At 40.8% G+C, this 11,097-nt stretch carries 10 protein-coding genes; 5 read left to right on the top strand and 5 right to left on the bottom strand.

Translation table 11 applies throughout. From position 1 onward, the window contains the following. The first annotated feature begins 15 nt into the window (after window positions 1-15). Window positions 16-1,809 carry an ABC transporter ATP-binding protein gene (locus JC606_RS07250; RefSeq protein WP_198778305.1) on the top strand — a complete coding sequence of 598 codons (1,794 nt, stop codon included), beginning with the start codon at window positions 16-18 and terminating at the stop codon, window positions 1,807-1,809. After that, on the top strand, window positions 1,803-3,554 hold the full coding sequence (locus JC606_RS07245; protein ID WP_198778304.1) for an ABC transporter ATP-binding protein: 1,752 nt from the start codon (window positions 1,803-1,805) through the stop codon (window positions 3,552-3,554). Before JC606_RS07250 ends, JC606_RS07245 begins: the two co-directional genes overlap by 7 nt. A 47-nt stretch (window positions 3,555-3,601) precedes the next feature. Here JC606_RS07245 and JC606_RS07240 read toward each other — a convergent pair whose 3' ends face one another. Then, window positions 3,602-4,339 carry a 4'-phosphopantetheinyl transferase family protein gene (locus JC606_RS07240; RefSeq protein ID WP_198778303.1) on the bottom strand — a complete coding sequence of 246 codons (738 nt, stop codon included), beginning with the start codon at window positions 4,337-4,339 and terminating at the stop codon, window positions 3,602-3,604. Between the two features lie 117 nt (window positions 4,340-4,456). On the opposite strand from JC606_RS07240, the gene JC606_RS07235 reads away from it, so the two are divergent. Continuing rightward, on the top strand, window positions 4,457-5,731 hold the full coding sequence (locus JC606_RS07235) for an MFS transporter (protein WP_137406864.1): 1,275 nt from the start codon (window positions 4,457-4,459) through the stop codon (window positions 5,729-5,731). Between the two features lie 127 nt (window positions 5,732-5,858). Here the strand turns inward: JC606_RS07235 and JC606_RS07230 are convergent, their stop codons facing one another. From JC606_RS07230 to JC606_RS07215, 4 genes are all read right to left on the bottom strand, one after another. Next, the gene (locus JC606_RS07230) at window positions 5,859-6,260 is read right to left on the bottom strand and encodes a hypothetical protein (RefSeq protein ID WP_198778302.1); all 402 of its coding nucleotides are present in this window, start codon (window positions 6,258-6,260) and stop codon (window positions 5,859-5,861) included. 186 nt (window positions 6,261-6,446) lie between these two features. After that, window positions 6,447-6,779 carry a DMT family transporter gene (locus JC606_RS07225; RefSeq protein WP_008218062.1) on the bottom strand — a complete coding sequence of 111 codons (333 nt, stop codon included), beginning with the start codon at window positions 6,777-6,779 and terminating at the stop codon, window positions 6,447-6,449. A 149-nt stretch (window positions 6,780-6,928) separates the two neighbouring features. Further along, a complete protein-coding gene (gene fghA / locus JC606_RS07220) occupies window positions 6,929-7,768 on the bottom strand; it encodes an S-formylglutathione hydrolase (RefSeq protein WP_198778301.1) in 840 nt (279 codons plus the stop codon). Window positions 7,769-7,935: 167 nt separating this feature from the next. Further along, window positions 7,936-9,084 (bottom strand): S-(hydroxymethyl)glutathione dehydrogenase/class III alcohol dehydrogenase, encoded by a 1,149-nt coding sequence (locus JC606_RS07215; RefSeq protein ID WP_137406866.1) that lies wholly within the window; start codon window positions 9,082-9,084, stop codon window positions 7,936-7,938. 322 nt (window positions 9,085-9,406) lie between these two features. On the opposite strand from JC606_RS07215, the gene JC606_RS07210 reads away from it, so the two are divergent. Then, on the top strand, window positions 9,407-9,751 hold the full coding sequence (locus JC606_RS07210) for a DMT family transporter (RefSeq protein ID WP_198778300.1): 345 nt from the start codon (window positions 9,407-9,409) through the stop codon (window positions 9,749-9,751). A 346-nt stretch (window positions 9,752-10,097) separates the two neighbouring features. Continuing rightward, on the top strand, window positions 10,098-10,892 hold the full coding sequence (locus JC606_RS07205) for a class I SAM-dependent methyltransferase (protein ID WP_137406868.1): 795 nt from the start codon (window positions 10,098-10,100) through the stop codon (window positions 10,890-10,892). Window positions 10,893-11,097: the final 205 nt, after the last annotated feature.

The raw sequence follows: 11,097 nt of genomic DNA, 5'->3' as shown, positions 1-11,097 counted from the left end.
TATATAGGCAAAAAAATGAAAGGAACGCCGTTTTCTTGGTTAATTCAATTGGTTGCAAACCAACGCCGTAAGCTTTTATCGTCTATGGTATTAGCCGTTGTTTATTCTTTACTTACGGTAGTACCATATTTTATTATTTATCATTTGGTTGATGGATTTATCAATGATGCTATTGCTGACTCCTATATTGTCTGGCAATTAGTTTTACTTGCTACGATTGCATTAGTGATGAAAATGCTGTTGCAACTAGCATCTGGATTATTGTCGCACAAAGCCGCTTTTCAACTATTATTTGAAATACGCCAACAAATTATTGACAGCGTAGGGCAGTTATCATTAGGTGAAAGTAATAAACAAGCTGCGGCATCAATGAAAAAAATTATTTCAGATGATGTCGACAGAATTGAGACTTTTATTGCCCATCATTTACCAGATATGGCTGCTGCGATTGTGAGCCCTTTAGTTGCTTCACTGCTCTTGTTATATATCGATTGGCGATTGGCACTTATAGCTCTCTTACCTTTACCTATCGCTTTGGTTTTACAAGCTCTTATGTTCAAAGGCTTCAACGTTAGAGTAGATGAGTACCATAAAGTCGTTTCCAATTTGCATATTAGTGTTGTCGATTTTGTAGCATCTATACCTGTAGTAAAAGCGTTTAACATGACGGTCGATTCGCATCAAAAATATCGAGATGCAGTGAATGAGCATCATAAACTGGTGACGAATTGGTTATTAGATACAAAAACGCCAGCATCTTTATTTAAGTTATCGCTTGATCTTGGTTTGCTTTTTTTATTACCTGTTAGTGTATGGTTATACGCTCAAGGTGATTTAACGCTATCGACATTATTTATTTTTATATTACTGGGCGTGGGGTTGATGGAACCTCTTTACAACCTTATTCAATTTGGTGGTATGTTCAGTGAGATGCTAAAAGGAGTTGAAAAGATAAAATACTTCTGTGAAATAACTCCTCAGAGTGAGGGCTCTCAACAGCAAACTATAGCACATACAGGTATCACTTTTGATCATGTAACGTTTCGACATAATAAAGCGATTAAAAGTACTGTCGATGATGTTTCTTTTACTGCTTTGCAAGGAAAAATTACCGCTATTGTGGGGCCATCTGGCGCCGGTAAAACAACAGCGGCTCAGTTGATTCCTCGATTTTTTGAATACCAGAGTGGTGAGATCACTATTGGTAATAAGTTGGTAACAGATTTTCCATTTGTTCAGTTGATGTCGCTTGTTAGTTTTGTTTTTCAGGATGTTTATATTTTTGAGCAGACTATCAAAGAAAACATTCGGATGGGTAATGATGAGCTTTCCGATGAAGACATAGTTAATGCAGCGAAAGCAGCTTGTGCTCACGAGTTTATTTTGTCATTACCAGAAGGCTACGAGACGATAGTTGATCAAGGGAGTTTAAGTGGTGGGCAAGCTCAAAGAATTGCGATTGCTCGGGCTATAGCTAAAGATTCGCCTATTTTGATCCTTGATGAAGCAACGGCTTATGCTGATGCGCGCAATGAAGTTCGCATCCAGCAAGCAATTTCAAGTTTAATGCGAGGCAAAACAGTATTAGTTATTGCGCATCGTTTAAATACGCTTACTCATGTCGATAAAATTATTGTTATGGATAAAGGTAAAAAAGTGTCAGAAGGTACACATGGTGAATTGCTAGAAGGCTGCGAGCTATATCAGTCCATGTGGGAAGCACACCAAGAAACTAAAGCTTGGCACTTTGGGCAATCATCAAAGGGTCAAGAGACTATGACAGTGTCAGAGGGTGTAGAGTCATGTTGAGAATAAATACTTTAAAGCATTTAACCGGTACGTCTCTGAAAGGTTTAAATCGAACTGTATTTCTGACAGTGCTTGATGCTTTCTTTGCTTCTGCTCCCTATGGCTTTCTTTATTATATTCTGCTGGATATGTTAGCCGATAAGCCAGATATACAGCATCAATTTATGTTGGTGATCGGATGTGCTGTCATGATGATCATACGTGCCCTATTGGCACGAGTCATCCACGTGAACATTTCTCTTATTGGTTTTGATGCAGGAAAGCAAATTCGTCAGCGTTTAGGTGACCATTTACGGAAAATGCCAATGGGTTTTTTCCAGCGTTCTGATTTTGGCAGTGTTAATAACACCTTGCTAAAAGACATTGATATGATTGAGCGGATTTTTACTCATTTGTATGCACCAATTATAGCCACTGGTTCAGTATTGTGCTTTTTTGCCTTAGGCTTGATAGTTAAAGATTGGCGAATGGGGCTGGCTATGATGTCAACCTTGCCATTAGCTTGTTTCGCTTACTTACTAACGCGAGCTTATGCTAGGAAGTGGCAAAGTCACATGCAGCATTTGATGCATCAACTGAATGATGCCGTAATGGAGTATATGAATGGCTTAAAGGAACTCAAGTCATATAGCATGATGGGGAAAGCTTTTTCACGTTTAAATGATGTTTTAACATCAACACGTAATCAAGCCTTAAAAGCTGAGAAGGCAGCTGTATGGCCTGTATACAGCTTTAATGTACTGGTGGAGTCAGGCTTAATTGTGTTGCTGGTTGTACTTACTTGGGCTTGGTTAGAGCGTACAATAGCTTTACCGGAAGTATTATTATTTTTGATTGCAGCAGTTCGTTTTTTCAGGCCATTACTTAACATGTCAATGTTTTTGGCTGAGCTAAATTATTTAGATCTGGCTGTAAACCGAGTTGATGAAGTGTTGTCATTACCTACTATGCCACATGGTCAAGGCCGACCGCAGATTTCAAATATGGCGATCACCTTTAATGATGTGAGTTTCACTTATCCGGGTTCAAAAGATCCGCTTTTTGATAGTTTAAACCTAAAGCTCCCTCACAATAAAGTAACCGCACTTGTCGGCCCATCAGGCTCAGGTAAATCGACAATTGCGTCATTGATAGCTCGTTTTTGGCAGCTTGATTCAGGCTCAATCTCAATAGGAGAACAAGGAAGTCAGGTTGATATTGCAAGTATGCAAGTTGAGCATTGGCTTCAGCATGTCAGTATTGTGTTTCAATTGAATTATATTTTTAATGACACACTGGCGAATAACCTTCGTGTTGCTAAACCAGGTGCGACAGATGATGAATTGTGGCGTGTTATAGAGCTCGCGAAACTCAAAAATTTAGTGGCAGAGATGGAAAAGGGGCTTGACACCGAGATTGGTGCTGGTGGTGTACACTTATCAGGCGGTGAAAAACAGAGACTTTCAATTGCTCGTGCACTTCTTAAAGATGCGCCACTTGTTATCTTAGATGAAGCCACAGCCTCTCTAGACCCTGAAAATGAGCGAGATATCCAGGTTGCAATGCAAGCCTTAGTTCAGAATAAGACCGTACTTGTTATAGCTCATAAGTTATCAACAGTTCAATACGCTGATCATATTGTTGTTTTAGACTCAGGGAAGATCGTTGAGCAAGGGGGGCACGACACTTTGCTGCAAAATAAACTTCTTTATAATGAGCTTTGGAACCTTCAACAGCAAGCTCAAAGTTGGCACTTTATTTCGTAGTTTTTTGTTATTGAGAGAAAGCTGGCAAGATAACGTTTTGCCAGCTTTTAGTTTCTTGGTTTATACAAGCATAGCGTTGTGATCTCATTTCTCTTGGTGTCATAGCGATAGTTACACGTGATAATTGTGTTGATGTTAAATTTTTTGTTAAGGTTCGTGGATGTAGAAAAGGTCAGAATTGATTGGTGATGATTAATATTGACTAAATTAACAGCATCAAAATTGACTATTTCCATAATATGTGGGTATATAGCTTTGTATATGCTCTCTTTAGCCGAAAATAACAATGTAGTGCAATATTCATTAGAGTAATTAAGCTTCTTCAATAGCAATAATTCTGTTATGTCAGCAATAAGTGGTTGGATGCTTTTGCTCTGTTGCTGAGACATTAAAGTCTGGATATCGATACCAAATGAAAGGTTGTCGCCTGAGTGTTCTTTTTTACCGACTATTGCAATAGCACTATTATCGGTATGAGATATTGAACCTGTTAATCCACAAGGCCATTTCGGCGAACGATCTGCGGAGATTGGTACGTCGATTTCGTAACCCAAATTCCTTTTTATCAAGTACTTTGTGCATATCCGACCTGCCAAAAACTCCCTCTTTCTTTTGGGTACAGACTCTCTGACTGAATTTGGATATTCAATATCAAAGTGAAAAAATAAGTTTTCCCTAAATTTATCTGGAGAAAAACTAATTCTCATTATATCTAAAGATTTACCTTGATAATCAAAATTAAAAAAATTGAAGTCATTAATAAATTCTGATGATAAATTTTCCATTACTTTAAGGTTATGACCAAATTACTTGTTGCAAATAATTATCATTTACTTTCTTTTATATGTAAAGCATAATTTAGTTTCTCAGAAACCATACATTAATTTACCTATTGAACAGAAATGAAATTAAGGACTTTTATGGAAAGCTGCAATATTAAAGGTGAGAGTGAGAATTTTAGATCTAAACAAAGCAATGTCTTTTTTGTCATTATTTGTAGTCTGTATTTTGTTCAGGGTATCCCTATTGGTTTAACATTCCATGCTATTCCTACACTATTAAAAACACTCGGTTTACCACTAGAATTGATCTCAATGGTACCGCTCGCTGGAATTTTTTGGGCCATTAAATTTTTGTGGGCGCCATTAGTGGAAAATAATTGGCTAGGCTCTCTTGGGCGAAGAAAGTCATGGATCATACCTATGCAATTGGTGATGGTAATGACACTGATAACATTAGCGATGATTAACGTTACTGAACAGAACTTGGCCATAGTGACATTATTACTCGCGATCATTTCTATTGTGGGAGCGACACAAGATATTGCGACCGATGGTTTAGCAGCTGATCATACAGAGAAGTCACAACTCGGTTTAGTGAATGCGATTCAGGTTTCAGGAATTATTATCGGGATGTTAATTGCGGGCCCGTTTGCAATGGTTGCCTTTGAATATGTTGGGTATCGGGTGACTTTACTACTATTGGCCGCAATAGTGTGTGTATGTCTAATACCAATTATCACTTGGCAAGAGCCGAAAGTGAAGCACAGCAGTACAACAGCAAAAGCATCCCTTCTCAAGTTTTTCAAAGCCCCAAGAGCGACTTCAACTTTGGTACTATGTTCATGTGCCACTTTGTGTGGAGTCATCACAATGGCGCTGTCAAAATTTATCTTGGTTGACTTATCTTGGTCTATGTCGCAAGTAGGAATGCTAACAGGAGTTGGTCATTTGCTAGTAATGCTTGTAGGTTGTTTCATTGCTAGCAACCTTATAAAGCGTTGCGGATATCGCTCAACATTGCTGTTCGGCTTGCAGTTGGTTATGTTCGGTGGTTTTCTTTGGATAGCGATCGCCGAAGATTGGCTTTTGGGTGCATGGTGTGTGTGGTTAACATCTGTCATTGTAGGTTTGGGGATGGGTTTTATTGCGGTAAGCACCTATACATATTCAATGCGTTTTTCTCAGCAGACTTTGCAGCCTGCAACAAACATTGCTTTCTTTCAGGGAACACAGACTTTTGGAGAGATAGTCTTTTCTTCTTTAGCCACAAGTTTAGCGGGGGTTAGTGGATATAGTAGTGCTTTGGTGCTCGGAATAGTGATTGCATTGTCTTGCTTATTTGCAGTGTTGAAATCGACTCATTATCGCCACTGGAGTGATGCGTACAATGACTGAGTTTAATCAATATTTGAGCAAGTGAGCAAACGCCATAGACTGAATACGTATTGTTCTCTAGGAGCACATTGCGCTCGGCTTGGACGCCAGAGCGCAGTTTTAAAGTTGGAGTTATTTGAGTTCGTATCTAACGAACGTAGTTCGCATCAACGCTGACATACCAGTGTTGAAGCTTGCCGTCGGTTTTTTTGATCCACAAATCGTTGGTGTAACTCTCAATCTTGCCGTTAACCGTAAGGTTGAATGTGTTCTCGTCGAAGTCGCCAAGCTTCACAAACTGATCGGTCGTAATCAAAAACGGGTCCATGTCATCGACACCAACGGCATCGGATATCACGTAGTAGTGATAAGTAAATGGCTTGCTCGCGTCATTTGGGTTGCTGCGATACGCCACAAGCTTGAACGGTTCCGTTAATGGAGTATCGAGCGTTTGCTTGTCCATCGTCGCGGGGATTGGAATAAACAACCAAGCGGTAAACAGGCCGCAAGCCAAAACCATCAGGAAGAAAAGAGTCTTAATTGCTTTCATAGCAACCTTCAAAATAGGTGATGTTGAAGGTGCTATGGTAACAGGTTTGATTTGTCGATTGTAAGAGTATGAATAAGTGAAGGCGGCACCACTCTGTTAGGAAATTTGAACAAATTGACTCACTGTTCATAATTTGTTGTTTGTAAATCTGAACGAGTAAGCCCCTTACGACAACTCATTGTTTAATTAATGAGCGTGGCCTTGTGATAGGTTGATCAACATGACGCCTGCGGCAACAAGCCCCATGCCAATCCAAACTTTTGTGTCCAGGTGTTGGCTGTAAACGAAGGTCGAGATTAAGCTCACTGTCAAAATGGCTAGTCCAGCCCATAGAGAGTGCACCACACCAACAGGCATCCCCTTCATCGCTTGGCTCAAAAATAGAAACGCTGCCAAGTGCCCTGAGATCACCAGCAATGCGGGCACTGGCTTAGACAAACTAAACCCGTCAGTGGCTTTAAGTGCAACGTGAGAAAGTGCTTCAGCCATTACGCCCATCATCAAGAAAAACCAGCTCATATTCGTACCTTTATCTTTGTATTGTTTGTGTTGGTATAGCGTTGGAGTTTAAAAGTGTTAATCGTTGTTTAAGATAGTTGCAGCCAAACAGCAGGCACAAAAAAGCCCACACCTCACGCTTTTGCAAGGTGTGGGCTAAATAGGTGTTGCTACTTGTTTAGGTAAGCCGCGTGGAACTCAATATGCTCATCAATAAAGCTAGAGATAAAGTAGTAGCTGTGGTCGTAACCTGGCTGCATACGTAGCTCTAAATCGGCATTGGTTGTCTTCGCTGCTTCTACCAATTGCTCAGGTTTCAGTTGTTCAATTAGGAAGTTATCCGCTTCGCCTTGGTCAACCAACATTGGCAGTTTAGTGCCTTTGGTTTTTAGAAGCTCAGAGGCGTCGTACTGCTTCCACTCTTCAATATCTAAGCCTAGATATTGGTTAAATGCTTTTTGGCCCCAAGGACATTGCATTGGGTTACTGATTGGGCTAAATGCAGAGATAGAACGGTAGCTATCTTCGTTCTTGATACCAATCGTTAGGGCACCGTGTCCACCCATGCTGTGACCAGAAATTGATTTCACTGATGTCACAGGGAAGAAAGACTCAATCAGTGCAGGAAGCTCTGTTACCACGTAATCGTACATGTGGTAATGGCTGTCCCATGGCGCTTGAGTAGCATTCACGTAGAAGCCTGCACCTTGGCCTAAGTCGTAGCTTTCATTGTCAGCAACGTTCTCACCACGTGGGCTTGTATCTGGTGCAACAATAGCGATGCCTTGCTCAGCCGCAGCTTTAAATGCGCCGGCTTTTTGCATAAAGTTTTCATCGGTACAGGTTAGGCCTGATAACCAATATAAAACAGGAACTGGGTTTTCTTTGCTTGCATTGGGTGGCAAGAAAATCGCGAAACGCATATCGCAGTCAAGCGTTGCAGAAAAGTGGGCGTATTGTTTGTGCCAACCACCAGCAACCTTTGCTTGGCTAATGTTTTCGATTGTCATTTATTGTGCTCCGTAGGTTGATGGTTTCGGAATTAATGTATTTGATTTTCTATAGCTTAAGCTAAAGGTTTCACCACCCACCGGGCAGGAGGTGGTGAAGACAGTTTCGCTCTGATGTTTAAATCAGAACAGTGGTCTCGACACCTAGGTGCCGAGACCAAGGAGAATTATCTGTCCATGTGTAACACAGTACGGATAGATTCACCTTTGTGCATGAGTTCGAATGCGTCGTTTACTTCGTCAAGGCTCATTGTGTGAGTGATGAACTCTTGAAGACCAAACTCACCCGCCATGTAACGGTTTACGATTTCTGGAAGCTCAGAGCGGCCTTTAACACCACCGAAAGCAGAACCACGCCATACACGACCTGTTACTAGTTGGAATGGACGAGTTGAGATCTCTTGACCTGCGCCTGCAACACCGATGATTACAGATTCGCCCCAACCTTTGTGACAACATTCAAGAGCTTGACGCATCACGTTTACGTTACCGATACACTCGAATGAGTAATCAACACCACCATCTGTCATCTCAACGATAACGTCTTGGATTGGCTTGTCGAATTTCATTGGGTTGATGCAGTCAGTCGCGCCAAGTTGTTTCGCTAGCTCGAATTTGCTCTCATTGATATCAACACCGATGATTTTGCTTGCACCAGCCATACGAGCACCGATGATTGCAGAAAGACCGATACCACCTAGGCCGAATACAGCAACTGTGTCGCCTTTTTCAACTTTAGCTGTGTTCAGTACCGCACCCATACCAGTGGTTACGCCACAACCTAGAAGACAAACTTCCTCAAGAGGTGCTTCTTTAGCTACTTTCGCTAGTGAAATTTCTGGAAGTACCGTGTACTCAGAGAAAGTAGAACAACCCATGTAGTGGAAGATTGGCTCACCGTTGATAGAGAAACGGCTTGTGCCATCTGGCATTAGGCCTTTACCTTGAGTTTCACGAACCGCTTGGCAAAGGTTAGTTTTACCAGACTTACAGAATTTACATTCGCCACACTCAGCTGTGTAAAGTGGGATAACGTGGTCGCCAACTTCAACGCTTGTTACGCCTTCGCCAACCATTTCAACGATACCGCCACCTTCGTGACCAAGGATAGAAGGGAAGATGCCTTCTGGATCGTCACCTGAAAGAGTGAATGCGTCAGTGTGACAAACACCAGTAGCAACGATACGAACAAGTACTTCGCCAGCTTTTGGCAGTTCAACGTCAACCGTTTCACGCTTTAGCGGCTCGCCCGCTTTCCAAGCAACCATAGCTTTAGATTGGATATGAGTTTGACCAGGTTTGATTTCGATAGTCATTGGATGCTTCCTTTATATGTCAGTACAGCGGATAACTTTGCAATTAAGTTCAACTCGTTAAGCGTAGTCGAGCTTAATTGTTTCCGCTCTCTCGTTTTGTTGGAGCTAGTATAGGTGTGAGTACGGGTTTTGATAATCCCTCTAAATGGAAAATTATTATTACTTATTTGTAATAATTGATGGGGTTTGAAGGGGTAGCGAAAGGAAAGGTGTTGCTAAGAGAATCTATCGAAAGTCTATACCGTAACTAGGTAGAAGGGACATTTTCTGGAAATAAACAGAGCATAAGCTTGCCGCCTATTTTCTAGTTGTAGGTTTGAACATGCTTTTATCTCTCCCACCTCCAGTGATGCTATCACTTGCCATTGTGCTTGAAGTTGTCGCCACTTCTTTATTACCCAAAACGCAGCAGTTTACTTCTTTGCCCGCGAGTGCCGCAGTATTGGCTGGCTACGGCTGTGCTTTCTATCTATTGTCTCTAACGGTGCAAACCATGTCTTTGGGTGTGGCGTATGCGATTTGGTGTGGGGCCGGGATAGTGTTAGTCGCAGCACTGTCTTGGCTAGTTTACGGACAAAAGCTCGATATCTACGCAGTCATCGGTATCGCTTTGATTTTGGCAGGTGTGGTAATTATTAACCTGTTTTCGACGTCGGTGAGTCATTAGGGGCTAGATTGTTTTTGCCCCTATTCAAGTTAAAACCTATCTCAACATATCTTGTCTGAGTTTAAGCTATATCCTTTTAAACCACTGAAATCAGTTCAAGGTAATCACGTTTCTTAGAAGTTGACATTGTCAGATTTCGGTATAGGATGCATAGAAAATACCTCTTCCATTAAAGGATATACGCCAATGAACAACTAATTCTGTTTCATCCATTTAATCATCGGATTTACAGGATCAGTAGGCGTAGTCTATCTTTCATATCTACAAATTAAAGAATCAGCTTAAGATTTAAAAGTTCATATTGAACTGAGTTCTACGTCTATCTTCCTAATTAATAGGAGGCTTTATGCCCAAGATAAGTACAGGTATCATAAATCACAATAGTTTAGTTTGGGATAAATTCGCGCTAGCTGAAGCGGATTGGTCAAAACCTGTGTCGCAAGAAGTAATTGAGCAAGCCAAGTTGGGAAACTGGTCCGTTCATATTACAAAGCAACCATTAACCGAAAGTTGGCTTCCGAAATGTATAGAGGGCAAAAAAATATTGTGTTTAGCCTCTGCAGGTGGTCAACAGGCTCCTGTTCTCGCGGCAGCAGGTGCAATAGTTACGGTATATGACCTCTCTCGAGAACAGCTCAATAAAGATAAATTCGTCGCTAAACGAGACGAACTGAACATTACCACTATTCAAGGAGATATGAGAAACCTTAGTATCTTCGAAGAGCAGACATTTGATTTTATCATTTCTCCAATATCAAATTTGTATATCCCTGATCTCAAAGACCTTTGGAATGAATGTTACCGAGTCCTTAAAACGAAGGGGATTTTATTAACTAGTTTTTATAACCCTGTATTATTCATTTTCGAAAGAAATAAAAAGCTAGAAGAGCAAGGGCTCATAAAACCTAAATATGCGATACCGTATTCTGATAAAACTAGTCTTACCCAAAATGAATATGAAGAAAAGCTATCTACAGGACAGGCCATTGTTTTTGGACATACTTTAACAGAGCAAATCGGAGAACAAATTAATTCCGGTTTTGTAATTGCTGGTTTTTATGAAGACGAACACCCAACCCCGCGATTTATTATTGAAAACTATTTACCAACAATGATTGCAACTAAAGCTATAAAGCTTTAGATTGCTTTCGCAATGTTTATTACGAAAGAATGACGATATGTAAGGGAAGGACTTGATGCACAATAGGTTCTTTCGGGCTTAATTTTGTCCAAGAATTTCTCAGGTTGAATTTTTACCCGTGGCACTTTCTAGCTCGAAAGTGCCCCATTCCTTCTCAGCGCTAAAGTCTAACCATAATCTGCAATTGTAAGATTGCCTTACCTGT

The organism is Vibrio sp. IB15 (assembly GCF_016406055.1).
Classification (GTDB): domain Bacteria; phylum Pseudomonadota; class Gammaproteobacteria; order Enterobacterales; family Vibrionaceae; genus Vibrio; species Vibrio chagasii.
Note: the sequence above shows the minus strand (reverse complement) of the source record. Positions and strands in the feature narration are given on the sequence as shown.

Excerpts from the sequence above, each read along its gene's own strand:
- JC606_RS07225 (WP_008218062.1), bottom strand. The coding sequence starts at position 6,779 with ATGAGCTGGTTTTTCTTGATGATGGGCGTAATGGCTGAAGCACTTTCT.
- JC606_RS07205 (WP_137406868.1), top strand. The coding sequence starts at position 10,098 with ATGCCCAAGATAAGTACAGGTATCATAAATCACAATAGTTTAGTTTGG.
- JC606_RS07215 (WP_137406866.1), bottom strand. The coding sequence starts at position 9,084 with ATGACTATCGAAATCAAACCTGGTCAAACTCATATCCAATCTAAAGCT.
- JC606_RS07210 (WP_198778300.1), top strand. The coding sequence starts at position 9,407 with ATGCTTTTATCTCTCCCACCTCCAGTGATGCTATCACTTGCCATTGTG.
- JC606_RS07230 (WP_198778302.1), bottom strand. The coding sequence starts at position 6,260 with ATGAAAGCAATTAAGACTCTTTTCTTCCTGATGGTTTTGGCTTGCGGC.
- JC606_RS07245 (WP_198778304.1), top strand. The coding sequence starts at position 1,803 with ATGTTGAGAATAAATACTTTAAAGCATTTAACCGGTACGTCTCTGAAA.
- JC606_RS07235 (WP_137406864.1), top strand. The coding sequence starts at position 4,457 with ATGAAATTAAGGACTTTTATGGAAAGCTGCAATATTAAAGGTGAGAGT.
- JC606_RS07250 (WP_198778305.1), top strand. The coding sequence starts at position 16 with ATGAAAGGAACGCCGTTTTCTTGGTTAATTCAATTGGTTGCAAACCAA.
- JC606_RS07240 (WP_198778303.1), bottom strand. The coding sequence starts at position 4,339 with ATGGAAAATTTATCATCAGAATTTATTAATGACTTCAATTTTTTTAAT.
- fghA (WP_198778301.1), bottom strand. The coding sequence starts at position 7,768 with ATGACAATCGAAAACATTAGCCAAGCAAAGGTTGCTGGTGGTTGGCAC.